Consider the following 21,363-nt stretch of genomic DNA (forward strand, 5'->3'; position numbering starts at 1 on the left):
AAACGTGGTTCAAGGCCATTTTCTATTAGCAATTCATCAAAATCATCACGTTTTGTAATCATTATTCTGCTGATTGGCATCTACCGAAAAGTGCATAGCAAAAGAGATGGCCCCCGATAACAGAGCCAACTCTAAATTAATATTCAATCAGTTTTCGTTGAGGAACTGAAGTGAGCTTTCATGTTTAAATTAATTTGTCAGGCGCCAGGTAGATCTACGCAACTTGAACCTATAGCTTCTTAGAGTCTTTATCGTTCCAGCGATAAAGATTCTTTTTTTTACCCTTAAACGGGTTGTGATACATAATGTTACAACAATACGTTATGATGCATAAGGTGTCTTTAAGACATTTTAAGTTACCTTAGTGCAACACATATGCAACGCATTATGTTTCTTTACGAAACACATTAAGTGTAACACATAGTGAATACATAAACCTATATCCAAGTAATAGGACTACCTATACCATCAAAAGTCGGATATACAAAAGTAACAAGGTCTCTTCCAAATAAATCCCTCTCCGCGGTGAACGAAGATGCGCTTATCACCAGAAAAACAGCAGGAATGCTTGCATCTATGTTTTGTCCAATATGAGGAGCAAAAGCAGAAGGAAGAAGACCCGGAGGTGTTTGCCTTATTGCATATGGGTCAACATAGGAATAAGCATACATTGAGCAAACCACTTTTCTTAAATGTGTAAACTTCTCCCCTCACTGTATTCGGGTATTTGCCTAAACGACTGGGCCAATAACTAAACTTTCTCAAAAAGCATAAACAATGATTCAACCCAAAAATGCCCTTGCATATGTAAGGGCATTTTAAGAAATTACTTTTCACTCCGGCGAAGGCCCCAGCGGGATGCGGTACTGCGAGCATTCTTCCACGATATGCTCCCCTTGCGAATAAATCCAGCGGAAGCGGAAGTGACTGCCGCCATAGCCCGTTTTCTCGCGGATATCGGGCACGACGACCGTTTCCATATTGTCCAGCAGCGTCCGCTGCATATCCGTCAGTCTCTGCTCGTTTGCCTTCCGGCGCTCCTCCGCTTCCTCTTCGGACGGCGAAGTCTGGAGATAATACTCGCGGCCGACCTCTTCGGCACTCCAATTCTGCGGCAGAGGCGCTCCCGAACCGCGGAATATTTCCTTCACCGTTTCAATCCAATCGTTGTAAAGATCCATTTCTACTTTCAAAATCGGGTCCGTCCCTCCACATTATTATCTTTCCAGCTTTATTTTACTCTATTTTACTTTCCTTTTCTCATAAAAGTTTGTGATACCAAACAGAACAATTCGCCTTACTTAATCGATTCTAACAATATTTTATTCTCTTCCGTTGTTAGCAGCCTTGCCCGATTGCCAACTAATAATTGCATGATTTCTTTTTGTATTTGATCCAATTTTTCACTTGGAATCCCGTAATCAACTTGCTCTCTCTCATCCACATTAGCAAAAAGTTCACTGAAGAACTCGTTATTTTCAGGAATTAATAAGGTGACAGGGACTTGAAAACTTTTGTTATCTTTATAAAGTTCATACACAGTATGAATATGGTAAAAACCCTCACTTTGTTTATCCCCTGGTTGATAATTAAGATCCATCTTTATATTCCTGAACGGCGGAAAAGGATCGTTTTCACTTAATGGCAGTACTTTTTCCTTATATAAATTTTTCAACACTTGAAAATCGGGCTGCTTCTCTATTTTCGTTTTAAAAGCCTGTTTGCTCTTTTCCGAAGTATGCCAAGTGATGCGGGCGTAAGTTTCAAATAGTGCTTCTTCATCCTTTTGCCAAAAGAGTTGGGGATAAAAGTCAGTCAAAAACTCGGTTGCAGTGGATAAAGATCCTATTCGCTCAACCGGGGCTAATTTTTTAGCTATTTCAAGTTGGCGATTTGCCAGTTCTATTTTAGTCTGTGCCTTATCATCGGATGTAGAATTTTGAGCTTGCGGCTGATCCTCCTGTTTTTTTAGTTCACAGCCTGTAAAAATGACTAAGGTCATGATTAGCAATGGAACCATAAACTTATGTTGTTTCATTACATTTCAACCCTTTCTGTAAACCTAGATGAGTAATAAACATGACAGCAACACCAGAAAACCATTGCTTTCTGGTGTCAGAGTACTAAATTCCATAATAATTTAATTTAAGTTCTCGTTCCTTTTCATTTGATATTTCAAAGTATTCTTTGAAATTAGAAAGTTTTACTTCATCTTTCTCAATTGTTTTCTTCCAATTTTCAAATTTGTCTCTTCCAACAAAATCTATCAATGCATTATCAAAGAATAATTCATCATTTTCATCTTCATCGACTTCATATGTTCCTACATCTTCTGCGGAGAATAAAGCATTGAGATAGGTAAAAGTAATGCGAGGATAGGGATAAAAAATCTTTGGATCAATCATATCTGCTTGAGTTAAACCAGTATATTTACCAGCATTATTTACATCAAAGTGAAGATGTGGGTCTACCCCGCCAGAATTCCCCGATACTCCTATTATTTGATCTTTGGTTACTCTCCCACTTTTAACATTTTGTTCGCTTAAATGAAGATATCTTGCAATAATTTTTTTACCTGAATCAGGATCAGTATTATCAGTTTGTAAGATTATATACAATCCACCATTGCTACCCCAGTTACCCGCTCCCAATATGGTTCCATTTTGTGCAGCGTAAACATTAATGAATTTAGCTCTTAAATCAATTCCCTTATGAAACTCGCCTGGCCTGTTGCCGTAATCCGAGGTAATCGTATGTTGGCTACCAGCCAAAGGAAAACCCCACCAAAAATTTGAATAGGGGTTACTAGGATCAAACTGTGGATTTACAAATCCACTGTGACTTTCTGAAGAAGCATTTACTGCTAATGCGGTAGTTTGCAAAGCTCCTGTGAACAGTAAAGCAACAGATGAAGCTAATAAAAGTGTCTTTTTCATATTCGCCTCCAAATCAATTAATTACATTCAATTACAAATGTACCATAAAATACAATTGTATCAAGATATTTTAGATATATTTCCAATATGTTTTGAGCCTTATCAGCTAAAATTTTCATAAAATTTATACAGCGGTGTCCAGCAAAGCCGCGAGCCCTCTCTTCTTATCCGGACTGATCCCACGGACTATGGCCGCAAACAAACGGTAGCATCCGTACCCGACCATAACGCCGGTAAAATTCAGCAGCACATCGTTCACATCTACCGTCCGGTATCCGGCACGGATAAGCAGGGAAAGAACCAACTGGGCGCCCTCGATTGCCAAGCCGAACCTGACTCCAGCCAGAATCATACGTTTAAAACTCACCTTCCGGAGAAAAGGCAGCCCGAACCCGAACGGAACCGAAAGCAAAATATTGTTGTAAATTTGCGCTTCGTCCCAGCGGATGAAGCCGATCGGATTAATGTCATAGGAAAACCGAAACACATTCTGCTCCCCGACGAATAAGGGTATCGGAAACAAGGTGTAGCGGAGCACGTTCACGATATAGATATAAAAAACGGCATAAAGAAACAGATATAAATAGCTGCGATTATGCTTGCTTTTCAGCCGAACGAGTAGAACGATCAGCACAAGGAAAGCCAGCAGCACAGTCGAAGCGTCGAAATCCCAAAGCATCCACACTTCCTCCCAAACTATTCACGATCCGCGATAACAACCTCGATATCCTTATAGAGGCTGTTGTCATACAGAGTTACATTCCAGATGTTCTTTTCTTTGTTAAAAAAAACTTTCTTCACCGTCGGGATCATGCTCTTTTCCTGTTCGAACGCTTTCCGAAGCGCCTCTTCAGGCCCCATAACCGCGCCTTCAGGCTTCTCCGATTTTTCTTTAGAAAGGAAGGTTCCGCTTGTTTGTCCCGGATAGGACGTCATGATTATCCCTATAGTCTCAACCGTAACTTTTTCACCGACATTAACTTGATCCGCAATTCCCGCTATCCATTCCGCATCGTACCTTTCATCGTTCGATATCCTTTCCGTATCGCTCACAAGCAGCGCCCGATTCGCCTCCTTGTCTTTTTGAACTACATATCCGGTAAAAGTGCCTTTTGCCTGTTCCGGACTTTCTATACATCCCGGCAGGCAGACAAGCAACAAAATAACTAGAAGGATGTTTCGGATCATAAACGGCCTCCTATTCTATCCATTTACTTCCACATCCTTACAGACTCCGTTTCTTTAAAAAAGTTTCCTTTCCGTCGGATATTGTTCCCTGCTGAAAAAAAGGACAAAAAAAGATGCCCGGGATCGGGCATCTTTCTTGGATCGTTAAGGCGTCCACCAGTTGCCGGACACCATAATCATGCTCAGCACGCGGATGCTGTTGTCGTAATAGTAGCTGTCGGAGGTCGGCGAGTTCACGATGTCGCTCCACACCTTGTTCAGCCACGCCTGGTTGGACGAATCCACCATCGCACTGACGGCAAAAGGCGCAGTGAACGCGATCGCGTGATCCGCTTCGATCACTTTGCCGCTGAGCTCGTAGCCCGAAGCGATCTTGGCCGGGTTGCCTCCGGTTGCGGACTGGATCCAGCTGTTCATCTTGCGGACTTGGCTCAGCGCCCGGGTATCCCCGCTTATGAGGTAGTCCGTCGCGATCCGCCAAGGCGTCCGGCAGGAATTCCAGCTGTAGTCGTTATCGGTCGGCTCCTCCAGGTAACCTTCCGGCGCCGGCGCGTAAGTGCCGTCCGAATTGCGCACGACGAAATCCGGAAGCAGTCCCGTATTCGGGGAGTTATTTTTGAACACCGTATTGATCACGTTGTAAGTCGTGTCCGACACTTTATCCCAGTTGGCATTGCCTGTGGCGGCCTTGAATGTCTTGAGATGATTCAGCATAAAGTCGGAAGGGCGCGTGCCCGGACCGTATTTGGAATCGCTGTCGGAAGCCCAATCGCCCATCTTCAAATGGAAATATTTCGCGTGCACTTCACGCTTCATGATCGCGTTGATAATTTTCACGGCTTCACTCTTGTAGTTGACCGTTCCCGAGCTGCCCCACTGCTTGTCGGCAAGCAGCAGCGCATACGCGATATCCATATCGCCGTCCGTAGCCGCGTCGCTGCCCGAGGTGTCCACGATATTGCCCGATGAATCTTTCGCCTGCTGCCACGCCATCAGAGCTGGATCAATCGAACTCGGGTGAGCCTTATAGAACCGGTATAAGCCGTCGAAATACGTCTGGGCGTCGGCATCGTGACCCGCCATATAAGCGGTGATCAGCATGCCGTATCCGTGGCCTTCCGAGCAGGAAACGACGTTCTTCGGTTCCGTTACGATTTTTTCTTTATTATAAAATACGTAGTACTGGTTTGAAATCTTCGGATGCTTGACGAGGTATCTCGATTTCCATTCGTCATATTTCGTTTTGACCTGCTGATCGAGCTGGGCCTGGGTATAATTGTTCGGTTTGATCGTGCCGGACGTATACGAGACATGCTGAGGGAACGGTTTCAGGGCGGCTGCCGCGACTGCGTTAACAGCCTGACTTTGTACCAGGGTATCTTCCGAAGCGGATGCGGCCGGTACACCTTGAGCGCCCGCCATAACCGGAGCGGCCACCAGGCTGCATAACAAACAAGCGGATGCGGTGAATCCCAGTAATGTTTTCTTCATCGTTCATTCTCCTCTCTGATTTGCACTGCGTATGAATCGGACCAGCAACATCCCCGCCCATTCGCGCGGGCCACCACCTCCCGGAACGCATCGGCCAGACCACACTCCACAGTCCGGTACATAAAAGTTAAAGCGCTTTAACTTTTGACCGTAAAAAAACAGCTGTCCTTACCTGACCCAACAAATTCGTGAACGAAATTGCGATTTTCAGAGTAATGCGGCAGCTGCTGCGTTTTAATCCTAACTAAAACTATAAGCGCTTTCAATTTCCTTGTCAACCAAAATTTAGGAATCGTTTTATGATTCTATTGTAAAAAATGCTAAGTTATTTAACTTTCCTTATTTTCCGGGCAAGCTTCGCCGGCAGATACGGCTTCGATCACATCCGTAAAGGAGATACCTAAACAACTACGGACGATATAAGCCGATTCATTAAACGCTTCCGCTTTATGAGCGTACCTTTTGGCTTGTCCTTTATATCCCAGGGAATCGTAAAGTTTTGCCGTTAACTGATATTCATTAGCTTGATTAAAAAGCAGGACACACACTTGAAATGCTTTCTCCAATTCTTTCAAGCCTCCAGTTTTCAATTCTATTTTGGTAAAATTGAGGGGCCAAACCGTTTGACGCCTTCATAAAATACCGGTCGAGATGAAATCTTAATTCACCGGCGCTTTACAATAAATGGGATTCTCAACACTCTGATCATACACGATTTGTATAGTTATGTCTATACAAAATAACCGGAGAAGAGCCGACATAGGCTCATCCTTCATGGAATTCATAAAGCTCCTCCATATGGCAACCAAGAGTGAAAGCGACTGTGGCGGCCGCATCGAAAGACATTTTCTCCCGATCGTTGACCCAATTGGAGATTTGATGCCTCGAATAGCCCGTCCTCCGTGCCAATTCAGCCTGTTTCATCCCGGCCCTTTGAAGCAGCAGCCTAAGTCGGCAGTTCCCGCGGGTGTATGCCAACCTTTATTTCTCCCCTCAGTAATTCATGATGTTGGGTTCATTGTATCATTCACGTCATTAATAAGTAAGCGTACCGGCGGCATTTCGGCAAAGATAACAGGTAACGAATCGCGGCAGAAAAAAAGAAAAACCCTTCTTTATAAACGAAGGGTTTAAAAATCACAGACGGCCTTATCTGTCCCCGAGCATCCGCTCATGGAGAAAATCGACGACATGCATGACCTTCATGCTGCCGTCCCCGTGACGCTCGTTGCCCAGCTTCATTTGGAGCAGGCAGCCGGGATTGCTCGTCAGCAGATATCCGGCATCCGTGGCGTTGGCGTGGACCATTTTGTGATCCAATATCTGATTGGCCATATCCGGCTGGGTCAGATTATAGATCCCCGCCGAGCCGCAGCAGCGGTCGGCCTCGAACATCTCCACGTACTCGACGCCCGCCACCTGCCGCATAAGCTTCCGCGGAGCGTCGGAGGAGCGCATCACATTGCGCAGATGGCAGGAATCCTGGTACGTGATGCGCACGGAAGGCGCGGCCGCCGAGGCGTCAGCGGACGCGGCAGACGGCCACGCGGACGCGTCGCCCGCGGCCGCAAGCTCGGCGCCGATGTCCGCGGGAGCGGCCGTCGTGCCGCCGCCGGCGGGTGCCGGACCGCCCGGCTCGGCGAATTTCGGCACCCGGCCGAAGTTGACGAGCAGGTCGCTGACGTCCTTGACGCGTGCGGCAAACCACGCCGCGTCGTCCTTCCACTGCGCGTCCTCATGCAGCAGATGGTCGTACTCCGTCAGGATGGCTCCGCAGCCGCCCGCGTTGGAGACGATATAATCCACGCCGGCTTCCCGGAAGGCGCGGATGTTGCCGCGGGCCAGCGAGCGTGCCCCGTCCGCCTCGCCGCTGTGCGCGTGAAGCGCGCCGCAGCAGTTCTGCGTGTCGGGGATGACCACTTCGAAGCCCGCTTGCGTAAGCAGCTCAACCGTATGGACGTTCGTTTCCGTGAACATCACGTCCATCAGGCAGCCGCGGAAAAGCCCCACGGTCGCGATCTTGGCCCCGACAGCCGGATGGTGGCTGCCGATCCGCTCGATTACGCCCCGCGAGGACGACTCCGGCAGAATCTGTTCCATTTCCCTCATATGATCGGGGAACAGCTTCATGATGCCGCTGCCCCTCGTGATTTTCTGAAGCCCCGAACGCTGATAGAATCCCAGCGCGCCGCCCAGCAGCTTCATCCGGTTCTGCTTCGGGAATACCGCCTTAAACGCCGTGCGGCGGGCAAGCTTCACCCAGCCGCGGTGACTGTCCGTGTGATCCTCGATCGCATCGCGCGCCTGCTCGATAAGCTGCCCGTACTTCACGTCGGCGGGGCAGGCCGGCTCGCAGGCCCGGCAGCCGAGGCAGTGGTTCATCTGCTCTTCGAAGGCGGCGTCCGGCGCCATAATTCCGTCCGCGACCGCCTTCATGAGCGCGATGCGGCCGCGGGGCGACTCTGCCTCGATGCCCGTTTCGCGGAACGTCGGGCAGGCCGGCAGGCAGAAACCGCAGCGCATGCAGTTCGTCAGCTGGTCCTCGTCCAGGCGGAGCTTCAGCTTCTGTGCCAGCGGATTGCTCGTGGTGCATGCCGCTTTCTCAGCCACGGTCGATCACCACCCTTTTACGTGATTCTTTGGCGAAAACTTTGCCGGGATTGAGCAAATTAAGCGGATCGAACGCCTGCTTGATCCCCTTCATGACCTCAATGCCCGCCGCGCCTACTTTCCACTCCAGGAAAGGGGCTTTGACGAGGCCGACTCCGTGTTCCCCGGTAATCGTACCCCCGAGCCGGATCGCCGCTTCGAAAATTTCCTCAAAAGCGGCCTCCACCCGGTGAACCTCCTCCGGATCGCGCGCGTCCGTCGTCGCCGTCGGGTGAAGGTTTCCATCGCCCGCATGGCCGAACGTGCAGATGGTTACGTCATGCTTCTTGGCGATCCGGTTAATCTCCATCACCATATCGGCGATTTTGGAGCGGGGCACGGTCGCATCCTCCAATATCGTCGTCGGACGCAGCCTTGCAAGCGCGGTAAACGCGCTGCGTCTTGCCGTCAGCAGCTTCAGCGCCTCCTCTTCGTCCGCCGCGACGGCGATGCGGGCCGCGTTTTCGCCGCGGCAGATGTTCTCGATCATCGCGATATCCCGCTCCACCGTGGCGGGGTCGCCATCCTGCTCGATCAGCAGAATCGCCTCCATATCGAGAGGCAACCCCAGCTTGGCGAAATCATCGACCACCCGGATGGTCGGATTGTCGAGAAATTCAAGCGTGGCGGGGATGATCCGGCTCTCGATAATTTTCGAAACGGTGCGCGCCGCGCCGTACAAATCTTTGTACATCGCCAACATCGTCTTTTTCGCCTTCGGCGGCGGAATAAGCTTCAAGGTCGCTTCCGTTATAACGGCCAGCGTTCCTTCCGATCCGACGAGCAGCTTCGTAAGGTCATACCCGGCCACGTCTTTCATCAGCTTGCCGCCGGTACGGATAATTTCTCCGTTCGGAAGCACGGCTTCCAGGCCAATGACATAATCCTTCGTCGTTCCGTATTTCAGCCCGCGCAGCCCGCCCGAGCACTCGGCAATGTTGCCTCCGATCGTGGAGATCGACATGGAGCTCGGGTCCGGCGGGTAAAAAAGCCCCAAAGACTCCACATGGGTAATAAACTGTTTCGTATTCAAACCCGGCTGCACGACAGCGGTCAAATTTTCCAGATCCACCTCCAGAATGCGGTTCATCCGGTGCATCACCATCACGACACCGCCCTGCACAGGCACGGTTCCCCCACACAGATTCGTCCCCGATCCACGGCTGATAAGCGGTACCCGGTGTTCGCCGAGCACCTTCATGATGGCCGACACCTGCGCGGTATCGGCCGGATAAATCACGCCGTCGGGCAGCGACTGGAGCATCGGCGTCCCGTCGTAGGAATGGGTTACGAGCGACTGAGGATCGTCTTTGAACCCTTCCGCGCCCGCAATGGCGATCAATTTTTGTCTGACTTGTTCGTTCAGCAAATTCAGCACCCCTTTTATAAAATCGGTCCGTCCTGAAAACGTCTTCATTTCCATGCGACTGCTCTTACTGAAGCCGTTTGGAAGTTGAATAAAATTTCATTAATAGATCAGGTCATCTGATGACTTTCTTTACAATTAAGTATACACTAAAATAAATCAACCGGAAGCCGGAAAATAAAATTTTTGATACGGGGGCTTAACAGATGGATGTAAATACGAACGGACGGCCGCTTAAAAGTCATGAATGGGTGTTGAACGATCTCCGGAAGCAGCTGGAGGAAGGACGGCTCGCGGTCGGCGACCGCCTCTCTTCCGTCGTGGACCTTGCCGCACAGTACGGCGTGGGCCGTTCCACGATCCGCGAAGCGCTGAGCGTCCTGAAGGCCATGGGCCTGCTCGATATCCGGCAGGGCGGCGGCACCTTCATCAAGGCGCTTCCCACAGGGCCCCCGCATCCGGGCCTCCTGCGCCCGGAATGGGTCGGCCGGGCCGAATCGCTGCGGCACATCCTCGAGGTCCGGCGGGTGCTGGAGACCGGCTGCGCCTCTCTTGCCGCCGTCAGCCGGACGGAGGCCGATCTCGCCGCGCTCTCGGGCACCCTCCGCAGCATGGAGGAGCATCTCGGCGACGAAGCGCTGAGCGAGCAGGCGGATGTCCGCTTCCATGAGCAGATCGCCGCCGCCACGCACAATCCCGTGCTGGCCGATCTGATGGCATCGCTTTCGCAGAAGCTGCACGACAGCATGAAAGACACGCGGGCGCTCTGGTTTTACGCCGAGCGCTCATCGGCGGAACGTCTGCTGCGCGAACATCAGGCCATTTACGATGCCATCCTCTCCAGGCAGCCGCAGGAAGCCTCGGCTCGAATGGAGCAGCACATCACCAAAGTGGAGCAGGTGCTCGGGGAAAAAGGCGCCGATGTTCCGTCCCGGTAAACTTCCCCGCCGGACGACGTACATGCGTCGCATTTTTATTGGGCGTGCAGGCACACGCTTGCAAGGCAAACCCTCTTCGCGATCGTCACGCGGCTACGGTGCAGGCAGGTTACCGGCCGGTTTCGTCCAGCCTGTTAGCTGCCGAACGACCTTGCCCGCAATCCCCGCAAGATTTTTCACCCGATTATGTACGTCGCGGCCCGCAGCTCGTCACGCTCCTAACCCGAAAGCCATAGGTTCATGTCCCGTCCCGCAGCCTGTCACGGCTCGCTTCACATCTGCGGGTTCTCTCCGCCAGGGGGCAGTGCCTGCCCCGGCAGCCGACAGCGCGTGCCCAGGCAGGCGGCAGCGCGCGGTGTCCCGGCAGGCGGACAGCCCGTCACACCCTTCCGCAAGCTGAATAGGATGCTACAAGCAACCTTCGGGAGGGATTGTCGTGCCTACCATCAGCCTTTGCATGATCGTGAAGAACGAAGAAGACCATATCGGGCGCTGTCTCGCGTCCGTGGCGGCTCTCGTGGACGAGATCGTCATCGTGGATACCGGGTCCACGGACCGGACGGTCCCCATCGTGCGGGAGTATACGGACCGCGTCCATCATTTCCGGTGGATCGACGATTTTGCCGCCGCCCGCAATTATTCGTTCAGTCTGGCCGAAAAAGAGTACATCCTCTGGCTGGACGCGGACGACGTATTCGAGGAGCCGGACCGGATCAAGCTCGCCGCGCTCAAGAGAACCCTGGAACCTTCCGTGGATGCGGTTAATATGGTTTACAACCTGGCTTTTGACGAATTCGGCCAAGTATCCGCCAGCATCCGGCGCAACCGCCTCGTCAAGAGAAGCTGCGGTTTTCTCTGGCACGGACCTGTACATGAATATCTGGAAGTCCGCGGGATTGTCCGTACGACAGATATCGCCGTCACCCACCGGGCCCTGCACCACGACAGCGGCCGCAATTTGCGCATTTACGAAAACCGGCTGGCCCAGGGAGAAACCTTCTCGCCGAGAGACTTGTTTTATTTCGCCAATGAGTTGAAAGACCACCGGATGTACAACCGGGCCATTCATTATTACGAGGAGTTTCTCGGGACGGGGAACGGTTGGATCGAGGACAACATCTCCGCATGCGGCAGGCTGGCGGACTGTTTCCACGCGCTCGGGGACGAGAAGCGGGAGCTGGACAGCGTGTTCCGCTCGTTCCTCTACGCAAGCCCACGCGCTGAATTTTGCTGCCGGCTGGGTTATGTTTTTTTACGGAAAAAGGACTACCGCACTGCCGCCTACTGGTACGAGGCCGCTTTGCAGGCGGGCAAGCATACCGATTCGTGGGCGCTGACCCATGTCGCCTGCTCGACCTGGCTCCCCCATCTGCAGCTGTGCGTCTGCTACGACCGGCTCGGCAAGCACGAGCTGGCGCACCGGCACAACGAGACGGTGCTGGAGTACCGTCCCGGCGACCGCCAGGCTCTGGCCAACAAGACTTATCTCGAAAGCGTGCTGGCCGGAAAAGAAGGAACCCCCGCGGATTAACCCGCGGGGGTTTTGTTTGCGTTACTCGGCCGGAAGCCCGGAAGCCCGGCCGCCTGAAGGCGATCAGCCCTCCGGCTTCATTGATAACCCATGAACCGCCCGGACCGGACAGCCGGGCTCCCGCGGTTTCCTCCGCCGACGCTAACCCAGCACCGGCGGCTTCCTGCGCGGGCGAAGCTGCTCGAAGGCGTAAGCCAGCTTGATGAGCACGGGCTCCGCGAAAGCTCCCCCCGTGAACATCACGCCGAAAGGCATCCCGCTCCGCAAATACCCGCCCGGCACCGCGATCGAGGGATAACCGGCCTTGGCCGCGATTTCGTCGCCCGCCGTGTTCGGGAACAGCAGCGCATCGAGCTGATGCTTCTGCATCGCGCAGTCGATCCCTTCCGTCCGGGACAAGCGGAGATCGGCCAGCCGGTGAAGCAGATATTCGGGTTCGGTCAGCTTGCCCGAAGTGGCTTCCGACCGGATCAGCACCTGCTGCCCGTACTTCAGCGCTTCGTCCGCGTGAGCCTCGTTAAAGGCGATCAGTTCCTCCAGCGTATGCACAGGGAGTACGTCCGGAAGCCTGCTCAGATACGCGTTGATACCCGCCTTAAACTCGTAGTAGAACACCTTCGAACAGTGACCGGACAGCTCTTCCAGCGAAGGAATCTCCACCGGATCGACGATGACCGCGCCCGCCTCCCGGATTTCCTCCAGCAGGCTTTCGAAAAGCTCCCGCTCTTCGTCGGTGAGCGGGTCCAGATGCTCGCTGCGCGGAACGCCGATCCGCGCGCCTTTCAAGCCGTCCTTGTCCAGATGGACGGTAAAATCCGGCTCTTCCAGGCCGGCCGCGCTGCCTGTCGCCGCATCCTGCGGGTCGTACCCGCAGAGCACGCTAAGCAAAGCGGCGGCGTCCGCCACCGTCCGGGCCATCGGTCCGGCGGTGTCCTGGCTGTGCGCGAGCGGAATGATGCCGCTGCGCGAAATGCGGCCCAGCGTCGGCTTGATGCCGACGACGGAGTTGTGGATCGCCGGGCTGAGAATGGAGCCCGACGTCTCGGTTCCGACGGCAACCGCCGTGACGTCGATGGCGACGGAGGCGCCGCTCCCCGTGCTCGATCCGCCGGCGAACAGGTCCGCCCCGTACGGGTTCAGCACCTGGCCCCCGCGGGAGCTGTAGCCCGAAACCATATCATCGGCCATGAAATTGGCCCACTCCGTCATGTTCGCTTTGCCGAGGATAATCGCCCCGGCTTCCCTCAGCTTTTTGACAAGGAAGGCGTCTTCCCCGGCGTAATGATCCTTGAGCGCCACAGAACCCGCGCTTGTATGCATATTATCCGCCGTCTGAATGTTGTCCTTAAGCAGGACGGGAATGCCGTGAAGCGGTCCGCGGACTTGTCCGAGCCGCCTTTGGGCGTCCGCCGCCTCCGCCAGATGCAGGGCGTCCGGATTCAGCTCCAGGACTGAATTAATGCCGGGCCCCTGCTGATCGAACGCCGCGATCCGTTCCATATAATACCGGACCAGCTGGAACGATGTGCACTCTCCCTGCTCCATGGCATGCTGCAGCCCGGCAATGGTTGCTTCCGCAAATATAGCCATCATGCGGTTCCCCTCTCTTTTTCATCGCTAAGATTAGCTCCGGCTGTTTCCCGGTACTTCTCATCATTCCATTATCCCAGAAGGGGGAGCATGCCTACAAGCGTAAGATTCGTTATAGAAAAAAAGGCCCCTTGCCGGCAGCTTACCCCGGCACAGAACCCTTTTTTATACGGCTGTTCGTATCATCCTTCCAAAAATGCGGCTATCTCCTCCTGAAGGCCGCCCAGCCTCTCCCGGAGGTCTTGGAGGATTCTTTCGTCGGAGATCAGGGAATAGAGATGGAACGCCCGCTTGTACAGTCCGGCCGCCATAAATATCTCCCCGATCAGCCGTGTGACATGATCGCTTCTGGGATGCAGCAGGGAATACGGATGCTCCAGCTGTTTCAGCCGGTTTAACCCCGATTCGGCCCGGGTCACCAGATTCCCAGTGCCATCCGTATATTCATGCAGAAGCAGATAGTACAGCCCGTCGGTGCAATCGGGATAAAGCGCGTTGATTTCCTCGGCCAAGGCATTCAGCGGTTCGTTGTATTGAGGCTGTCTGTCCAGTATACCGGCCAGAAGCAGCAGGCTGCGCAGATGAAAATGGTCCGGCTCGGTACGCGTTCCTCTGAGCCGGAGTCCTTTGCGGATTCCTTCCACGATTTCATGGTCGGGATATCCCGCTTCCTGCTTTTCCCGCGCCAGAAAATAGTGCCACCGGATGTTATCCGGCTCTCTCGCCACCATCTGCTCTTCCAGCCGGATATTCCGCTCGTGCTTGTTCTTCGCCTGGATCACCTTCGGCTCGTACCCGTCATGAGACAGCGTGAAATTCGTCATGAGATGCCGCAGATCCGCGCCTCTTTCATCCATCTCCCTCCGGAGATCCTCGTGAATGACGCCGTAGTATCGAAGCCCGTCTTCCCGGCGGTAAATTCTTCGGGTCAGCGTCAATTCTCCGCCGTCATGGTTGACGATTTTGGGTGAGACGACCAGCGCTTCGGCCGGATAATCGTAGAACAGCCGCAAAAAAGCTCTAAGCTCCGCCCCGTCGCCGATCAGGGCTTCATCCGCATCCAATTGGAAGATCCAGTCTCCGGCCGCCAGATCGTTCAGCCGGTTGCGGATTTCGGCAAAATCGTCCTGCCATTCCGCAAATTCGATCCGGACGTGCGGGTAGCCGCCGCGGATTATGTCGACCGTGCCGTCCGTCGAGCCCGTATCAAGGACGATGATCTCGTCGGCCAGCCCCTGCACACTGTCGAGACAGCGCGCGATACACCGTTCTTCGTTGAAGACGGGAATGACGACCGATATCGACGACCGTCCCGGCCGGAGCAGATTCTCGAGCCGCTCTCCGTATTCGCCGCCGCTCAGCGCCGCTATTTCTTCCCGCATGCCGGGCGGCTCTTCTCCGATGAGCGAGACCAGCTCATCCGAGCATTCCCTCACCTTCTCCAGCAGGGTAATCCGCTCTTCAACCCGGCGGAGCAGATTCTCTACCCGCCCGTCCGCGCTTGACGGTTGCGCGGGATGGACAGGCCCGGAGGACTGGAGCGGCATCCCCGGCTCCGCTTGAGCGCGCGTCTCTCCGAATGCCTGCTCCGGCCCCGGGTTCCGGGACTCTTCCGCGGAACGAAGCAGCTCATTATGTAGGTTTTCAAAGAAAGGGAGATTATACCTGTACTTGTTCAGCCAATCCCGATCCGCGTTAATCATCCGCTCACTCCTCCGCCTCTTGAATCTTTATACCGGGATTATTACCCGGCATAGCGATATGAAAAAACAGGGCCGGTTATACCGACCCCGCCCCGTTTTCTGATTAACAGTTGCTGTTCTTCGCCGGATAAGGCGAGCAGCCCTTGGCCGGTTTGCTGTTGCCTCCGGTCACATCGCCGAGCCCGCAGCCGAGCGGATTCGAGAAGAGGCCCCGCAGGAAGTCAGCCGTCCAGCGCGCATGGTCTCTCCAGTCGCCGCCGTTGACGTTCATCATTTCGGTTTCATCCAGCTTGGTGAAAGAGTGGTTACTTTTGAGTGTTTTCATTGTAAGTTCTCCTTTCCGAAGTAGGTTGAATAACCTCGACTTTATTTACCCAGAGTTCCAAGTTTTAATCATCATTTGGTTATATTATCCATTTATTTAGCGATTTTAACGATTAAAAAACGTGTTATTAATCCCTCTTTAACGGGTTATTTAAAGGTAAGAACCTGCTGTAGGAAGGCGTGATGATGTTGAACTTGAGCCGAAAACCGGTTTGTATCCGGCAGCACGACCGGAAAGATTGCGCCCCCGCCTGTCTGGCTGCCGTGGCCCGTTATTACGGCCTGAAAATGCCGCTCTCCCTGATCCGCGAAGCTTGCGGCACGGATCATACGGGGACGAACGCCTACGGCATCGTCCAGGGGGCCGAGAAGCTCGGCTTCACCGCCGAAGCGGTAAAAGGCGACGCACCGGCTCTGTTCACCGGATTCGAACTTCCGGCTGTCGCCCATGTGATCGACAGGGAAGTTCAGCATTATGTCGTGATCTACAAGATTACGCCCGATAAGATCCTCGCTGCCGATCCGGCCGAAGGAATGCGGACCTACAAAACGGAAGAATTCCTGAACCTGTGGACCGGCGTGCTTATTCTGCTGACGCCCGGCGAAAGCTTCGTACCCGGCAGCCGGGCGACGGGCGCTGCGAAGCGTTTCTTCCCCCTGCTCCGCAGCAACCGGAAGCTTCTCCTGCCGATTCTTGCCGCCTCGCTTCTCGTAACGGCGATCGGCATGGCCGGCGCTTTTTATTTTCAAATTCTGCTCGATACGATTATGGCCGAAAAGCTGCAAGGCACACTCACGCTCGTGTCGGTCGGCATCATTGTCCTCTATGCGGTCCAGACCCTGCTTGATTTCGCAAGAAATCATTTGTTCCTGTATCTTGCCCAACGGATCGACCGCAGCCTTGTGCTGGAGTATTACAATCACGTCGTTTCGCTGCCGATGAGCTTTTTCAGTTCGCGCAAAACGGGGGAAATCACCTCCAGACTGACCGACGCCTCCAACGTCCGGGACGCGCTCTCCGAAGCCTCTCTTCATATTGTGGTCGATTCCTTGACGCTGCTGATAGCGGCTGCCGTCCTTTATAACCAAAACCCGCTCCTCTTCGGCCTTACGCTGCTGCTTGTCCCGGTGTATGTGCTGATTATGGCGGGCTTCCGCGGATTTTTTGACCGGTATAACCGGAAGATGATGAACGAAAATGCCGAGCTGACTTCCTATGTCATCGAATCCATTAAAGGCATCGAGACCGTCAAAGCCTCCACGGCACAAAGGGAAGTAAAAGAGGCCGCAAGGGCGAAATACGAAGCTTTTCTGGCTACGGCGTTTAAGTACGGCCTGATGAACAACGTCCAGTCGGCGTTGAAAACGGCCCTCCAGCTTATCAGCGGAGTCGTCCTGCTGTGGATCGGCGCCCGCCAGGTGCTGGAAGGGGAAATCACGGCCGGCCAGCTCATTACCTTTAACGTGCTCCTGGCCTATTTTCTAAGCCCGCTTCAGCGGTTGATCGACCTACAGCCCGTGCTCCAGTCCGCCTATGTCGCCGCTTCCAGGCTGGGTGAATACATGGATCTGGCGCCGGAAAAAGAACTTTCGCCGGATGAAGCCGCCGTCACCAGGGACTCATTGGACCTGCGGGGAGATCTGCTAATCCGCCATCTCTCTTACCGCTACGGAAGCAGGCCCCTTACCTTAGACGATGTAAACCTCACGATACGCGAAGGTTCCTCGACGGCTCTGGTCGGACCGAGCGGCTCCGGCAAAACGAGCCTGCTGAAGCTGCTGATGAAATTTTTCGAAGCCGAGCAGGGGAGCATCGAGATCAACGGACACGATCTGCGCGATATCCCCGCCGGTATCCTTCGCAGCCGGATCGCGTATGTGCCGCAGGAAACGTTTTTCTACCACGGCACGGTTTACGACAACCTGTGTCTGGGGCTCGATCCCAAGCCTCCCCTGGAAGAAGTTGCGGAAGTCTGCAGGCAGGCGCAAATTCACGACTTTATCGCCTCGCTTCCCCAGCATTACGAGACGGTGCTGGAAGAGAACGGCTCCAACCTGTCGGGAGGCCAGCGCCAGAGGCTTTCGGTAGCGAGGGCGCTCATGAAGAAACCCCATCTGCTTCTGATGGACGAAGCGACAAGCAGCCTGGACGCCGTGACGGAGAAGGCCGTTACCTCGCTGGTCGCCGGCCTCGGCATCACGACGGTCATGATCTCTCACCGGCTGAGCGGAGTGCGGCACTGCGACAGGATCTGCGTCATGGACAAGGGCCGTATCGTCGAGACCGGCAGTCATGACGAGCTTATGCGGCGGGGCGGCGCTTACAGCGCTTTGTGGAACAGCCAGTTTACGGAAGCGCAGGCCGCTTTGTAAGGGGCGGCGTCGGGAGACCCGGTTTTGCTGCCGGGTCTTTTCGGCCTGTCCTTTCATGCGGCGGCCTCTTTCCGGTCAAACTAACCGGACGGAGGCTTGTTCTTTTCTATCCCCCGCAATCTCACAACCGACCCCTTCACCGGTTCCGGCAAGAGGGCTGAGGGGAAGCTCCTGGTCCGCTCCGGAATGGCCAAAGCGCACGGTTCCAGGGACCGGAACAAGCTGCCGGATTTTCCGGCCCCCAGAGCTCCGTACCCGAGATTCCGAATCCGAAGCTCCGTCGTGCCGGGACTAAACCGGCTTATTTTCATGCGGGCGCCACAATTTCTCGAAAAATAATTTGAAAACGAAACCAAATACGTATATATTCTTACATAACGAAATATTTTCACTTTCATAATAAACAATTTGTTCACGAATTGAAACAAATGGAGGCGATCCGAAAATGAACAACCATGAGCCGCCGGAAACCAAATCCGCGGGAATCGACGAAACCGACCGCAAAATTATCCGGGCCTTGAACGCCAACGGCCGCATTTCCTATACCGACCTGGCCAAAGATATCGGGTTATCGCGTGTGGCCGTCCAGGGACGGATACAAGCTCTGATGGAAACGGGAGTAATCGAAAGATTTACCGCGGTCATCAATCCCGAGAAAATCGGGATCGGGGTCTCCGCTTTTTTTAACGTGGAGGTAGAGCCCAAGTTTCTGCACCAAGTGGCCGACCGGCTGGCGGAAGAGCCTTCGGTGACGAGTCTCTATCATATGACGGGTCCGAGCAAGCTGCATATGCACGGGCTTTTTACGAATCATCAGGAGATGGAGCTGTTCCTCAAAGATAAGCTGTACCCGCTGCCGGGCATTACGAGTGTGGACTGCCAGGTGCTGATTACCCGGTTCAAAAGCCGCATGGGAATGAGGTTGTAAGATGGAACAGGCTTCCCGCGGGCGAAAGCCCTACTACGAACTGACCTCGGCAATGGTCAAAACCGGCATTCTCGGCTACGGCGGGGGTCCGTCCGTCATTCCGCTGATCCGCTATGAGGCGGTCAATCATTACGGCTGGATGGAGGACGAGGAGTTCGGCGAAATTCTGGCCTTGGCCAATGCCCTCCCGGGTCCGATCGCGACGAAGATCGCCGCCTACCTCGGCTACCGGCAGAAAGGCACGCCCGGCGCTATCGTCGCCGTCATCGCGCATATTCTGCCTTCGTCGCTGGCGATGATCGCGCTCCTTTCCGCGGTCGGCTACTTGAGCAGCTCCTCCGTCGTGCAGGGAATGATCGCCGCCGTCGTCCCGGTCGTGGCCGTGATGATCGGTCTGATGGCCTACGAGTTCGCCGAACGGGCCGTCAAAGGGCTCGGCAAGCCGGCGGGCTTCGGATTTTTCGCACTGTCGCTGCTGATGCTTGAAGTCATTCAAATCCACGCGGCGATTGTGATCATCGCCTTCCTTGCCTACGGCGCGTTTCATTTCAAAGCCGTCCGCCTGCTGCGGGGCAAGCTGGGCAAACGAGGCACACCGGATGACGGAAAAGAGGACGGTTCATGATGGAAGAATGGCTGAACCTGTTCATCGGTTTTTTCGTCGCCAACGTCCTCGGTTACGGGGGAGGGCCCTCCTCCATTCCCCTCGTGTACCAGGAGGTTGTCACACATTATCACTGGGCGGACGACCGCCAGTTCTCCAACATCCTTGCGCTGGGCAACACGCTGCCCGGACCGATCGCGACGAAGATCGCCGCTTACGTCGGCTACGACGCCGCCGGCTGGTTCGGGCTGGCCGTCGCCATAGCCGCGACTGTCGTTCCTTCGGCGGTCGCGCTGATCGTGCTTCTGAAGCTGCTTCAGAAGCACCGGCAATCCTCCGTCGTGAAAGGTATGACGCTGCTCGTCCAGCCGGTCATCGCCGTCATGATGGTCGTGCTGACCTGGCAGATGGCGGAAGGCTCCATCCAATCCATCGGCATCTGGCAGTCGCTCGGCATTGCCGCCGTCGCGTATTGGGCCATGCAAAGGCGCAAAATTCATCCCGCGTTCGTAATCATTGCCGCTTTCGTCTATGGCGGCGTGGTGATCGGGCATTTCGGGATCTGAGAGAGCCGGAAAAAGCCATCCCTCCGCCGCCATCGGTTCCGGCATCGCTTCAAAACCAAGAACCCCCGGTATTCTCCATACCGGGGGTTACGTTTATGCCTGACGGGCCGGGAGCCGGGCCCGGCTCCGGATACAGCGGAAGTTACACGTAAACGTATAACTCCCGCGGGATTCCTAGGAAGGCTTCTTATCCACGAAGCTTCCCCCCTGAAACGGAGTTTCGTCTTCCTTGATGTTCTCGCGCCGCTGCCGGGCTTCCTCCATCAGAATGGCTGAATCGTCCTGCGGAGCGTAGCCGATCAGTTCTTTTAAATACCCGATGTCGTAATAATTGCCTGTATTCGCCGACGTCCCGTAGAGGACGAGGTACTTCATCGACGCGTCCGCTTCTATGCAGCGCTCGGCAAGCTGCACCATGTCCCGGGACGAAATCCAGATGTGAGCCGAACGTTCGGAATGAGGGCGGTCATCGCCGGGAAAATTGCCGATCCGCATATTGAAGGAAGAAATCCCGTACTTATCCGCATACAGCCGTCCGAGCAGTTCGATATAACATTTGCTGAGTCCGTAAAAGCTGTCCGGCCGGTAAGGGTCCGTAACCTCCACGTCCTCCCCGACCTTGTAAAACCCCGTCGCATGATTGGAGCTGGCGAAAATGACCCGCTTCACTCCGTTCTTGCGGGCGGCTTCGTAGACCCGGTAAGCGCCCGTCACGTTGACCGGCAGCACTTTCCCCAGGAGGTCCTCGTCGTCCTTCGCCCAGGCGATGTGCAGAATCGTATCCACGCCTTTCGTCAGTTCCTCCAGACGGTCCGCATCCGTCACATCCAACCGGACGATTCCGGCCTCTTCATCGGCTTCCAGATCCGCCGCCGTGATGTCGTAACGGTCCAGGCTCCCCAGCCCGTCCAGCAGCGTGCTGCCGATTCTTCCCGCCGCTCCCGTGATGAGAATTTTCCTTCTCACAGCCTTCTCCCCTTCCGAAAATCGTGTACGGGGCGGCTCCCTCCGCGGAAAGCGCCATTCATGGAAGTTTTTCCGCCCGTTATGTGTACCTCTTACCCCCGCTGCCTGCCCGGTAATCCCCTTAAGGCCGCTTACCTTTAACGACGCAACAGTTTCACGGCGTTGACGATTTACGGCGTCAGCCGCTTTTATCGCACAAAAAAAGACATA

20 protein-coding genes are annotated in these 21,363 nt (G+C 54.3%); 6 read left to right on the top strand and 14 right to left on the bottom strand.

All coding sequences use genetic code 11. From position 1 onward, the window contains the following. Positions 1-833 precede the first annotated feature (833 nt). The 10 genes from ACI48J_RS22495 to ACI48J_RS22540 all read right to left on the bottom strand — a co-directional run bounded on the left by ACI48J_RS22495 (position 834) and on the right by ACI48J_RS22540 (position 9,633). Positions 834-1,193, bottom strand: coding sequence for a hypothetical protein (locus ACI48J_RS22495; RefSeq protein WP_326057275.1), 360 nt, complete (start codon positions 1,191-1,193; stop codon positions 834-836). A gap of 104 nt (positions 1,194-1,297) precedes the next feature. Further along, the gene (locus tag ACI48J_RS22500) at positions 1,298-2,038 is read right to left on the bottom strand and encodes a hypothetical protein (protein ID WP_405080321.1); all 741 of its coding nucleotides are present in this window, start codon (positions 2,036-2,038) and stop codon (positions 1,298-1,300) included. 85 nt (positions 2,039-2,123) lie between these two features. After that, on the bottom strand, positions 2,124-2,936 hold the full coding sequence (locus ACI48J_RS22505) for a M23 family metallopeptidase (RefSeq protein ID WP_405080322.1): 813 nt from the start codon (positions 2,934-2,936) through the stop codon (positions 2,124-2,126). A gap of 124 nt (positions 2,937-3,060) precedes the next feature. After that, the gene (locus tag ACI48J_RS22510) at positions 3,061-3,615 is read right to left on the bottom strand and encodes a VanZ family protein (RefSeq protein WP_405080323.1); all 555 of its coding nucleotides are present in this window, start codon (positions 3,613-3,615) and stop codon (positions 3,061-3,063) included. 17 nt (positions 3,616-3,632) lie between these two features. Then, positions 3,633-4,124 carry a DUF3221 domain-containing protein gene (locus ACI48J_RS22515; RefSeq protein ID WP_405080324.1) on the bottom strand — a complete coding sequence of 164 codons (492 nt, stop codon included), beginning with the start codon at positions 4,122-4,124 and terminating at the stop codon, positions 3,633-3,635. A gap of 144 nt (positions 4,125-4,268) precedes the next feature. Beyond that, positions 4,269-5,615, bottom strand: coding sequence for a glycosyl hydrolase family 8 (locus ACI48J_RS22520; protein WP_405080325.1), 1,347 nt, complete (start codon positions 5,613-5,615; stop codon positions 4,269-4,271). 329 nt (positions 5,616-5,944) lie between these two features. Then, complete coding sequence (locus tag ACI48J_RS22525) at positions 5,945-6,181, bottom strand: hypothetical protein (RefSeq protein WP_326057285.1); 237 nt, start codon at positions 6,179-6,181, stop codon at positions 5,945-5,947. 199 nt (positions 6,182-6,380) lie between these two features. Further along, entirely contained in the window at positions 6,381-6,539 is a 159-nt protein-coding gene (locus ACI48J_RS22530; RefSeq protein WP_405083270.1) for a helix-turn-helix domain-containing protein, read from the bottom strand. A gap of 225 nt (positions 6,540-6,764) precedes the next feature. Continuing rightward, on the bottom strand, positions 6,765-8,225 hold the full coding sequence (locus ACI48J_RS22535; RefSeq protein ID WP_405080326.1) for a (Fe-S)-binding protein: 1,461 nt from the start codon (positions 8,223-8,225) through the stop codon (positions 6,765-6,767). Beyond that, positions 8,218-9,633, bottom strand: coding sequence for an FAD-linked oxidase C-terminal domain-containing protein (locus ACI48J_RS22540; RefSeq protein ID WP_405083271.1), 1,416 nt, complete (start codon positions 9,631-9,633; stop codon positions 8,218-8,220). The genes ACI48J_RS22535 and ACI48J_RS22540 overlap by 8 nt, the downstream gene beginning before the upstream one ends. A gap of 203 nt (positions 9,634-9,836) precedes the next feature. On the opposite strand from ACI48J_RS22540, the gene ACI48J_RS22545 reads away from it, so the two are divergent. Continuing rightward, a complete protein-coding gene (locus ACI48J_RS22545) occupies positions 9,837-10,568 on the top strand; it encodes a FadR/GntR family transcriptional regulator (protein WP_405080327.1) in 732 nt (243 codons plus the stop codon). Positions 10,569-11,004: 436 nt separating this feature from the next. Next, positions 11,005-12,099 carry a glycosyltransferase gene (locus ACI48J_RS22550; protein ID WP_405080328.1) on the top strand — a complete coding sequence of 365 codons (1,095 nt, stop codon included), beginning with the start codon at positions 11,005-11,007 and terminating at the stop codon, positions 12,097-12,099. Positions 12,100-12,240: 141 nt separating this feature from the next. Here the strand turns inward: ACI48J_RS22550 and ACI48J_RS22555 are convergent, their stop codons facing one another. The 3 genes from ACI48J_RS22555 to ACI48J_RS22565 all read right to left on the bottom strand — a co-directional run bounded on the left by ACI48J_RS22555 (position 12,241) and on the right by ACI48J_RS22565 (position 15,717). Next, positions 12,241-13,692 carry an amidase gene (locus tag ACI48J_RS22555; protein WP_405080329.1) on the bottom strand — a complete coding sequence of 484 codons (1,452 nt, stop codon included), beginning with the start codon at positions 13,690-13,692 and terminating at the stop codon, positions 12,241-12,243. 179 nt (positions 13,693-13,871) lie between these two features. Further along, positions 13,872-15,392, bottom strand: a complete 1,521-nt coding sequence (locus tag ACI48J_RS22560) for a glycosyltransferase family 2 protein (RefSeq protein WP_405080330.1) — start codon at positions 15,390-15,392, stop codon at positions 13,872-13,874. Between the two features lie 103 nt (positions 15,393-15,495). Then, on the bottom strand, positions 15,496-15,717 hold the full coding sequence (locus tag ACI48J_RS22565) for a bacteriocin-type signal sequence (protein ID WP_009672156.1): 222 nt from the start codon (positions 15,715-15,717) through the stop codon (positions 15,496-15,498). A 182-nt stretch (positions 15,718-15,899) separates the two neighbouring features. Between ACI48J_RS22565 and ACI48J_RS22570 the strand changes: the two genes are divergently transcribed. The 4 genes from ACI48J_RS22570 (at position 15,900) to ACI48J_RS22585 (ending at position 20,187) form a co-directional block, all read left to right on the top strand. After that, a complete protein-coding gene (locus tag ACI48J_RS22570) occupies positions 15,900-18,089 on the top strand; it encodes a peptidase domain-containing ABC transporter (protein WP_405080331.1) in 2,190 nt (729 codons plus the stop codon). Positions 18,090-18,534: 445 nt separating this feature from the next. After that, a complete protein-coding gene (locus ACI48J_RS22575) occupies positions 18,535-19,017 on the top strand; it encodes an Lrp/AsnC family transcriptional regulator (RefSeq protein WP_405080332.1) in 483 nt (160 codons plus the stop codon). Between the two features lies 1 nt (position 19,018). Continuing rightward, positions 19,019-19,642 carry a chromate transporter gene (locus ACI48J_RS22580; protein ID WP_405080333.1) on the top strand — a complete coding sequence of 208 codons (624 nt, stop codon included), beginning with the start codon at positions 19,019-19,021 and terminating at the stop codon, positions 19,640-19,642. Beyond that, positions 19,642-20,187 (top strand): chromate transporter, encoded by a 546-nt coding sequence (locus ACI48J_RS22585; RefSeq protein WP_269212178.1) that lies wholly within the window; start codon positions 19,642-19,644, stop codon positions 20,185-20,187. The genes ACI48J_RS22580 and ACI48J_RS22585 overlap by 1 nt, the downstream gene beginning before the upstream one ends. 174 nt (positions 20,188-20,361) lie before the next feature. Here ACI48J_RS22585 and ACI48J_RS22590 read toward each other — a convergent pair whose 3' ends face one another. Then, complete coding sequence (locus ACI48J_RS22590; protein ID WP_405080334.1) at positions 20,362-21,153, bottom strand: NAD-dependent epimerase/dehydratase family protein; 792 nt, start codon at positions 21,151-21,153, stop codon at positions 20,362-20,364. Between the last annotated feature and the right edge of the window lie 210 nt (positions 21,154-21,363).

Origin of the sequence: Paenibacillus chitinolyticus (assembly GCF_045038035.1) — a bacterium.
In the GTDB taxonomy this organism is placed as follows: domain Bacteria; phylum Bacillota; class Bacilli; order Paenibacillales; family NBRC-103111; genus Paenibacillus_F; species Paenibacillus_F chitinolyticus_A.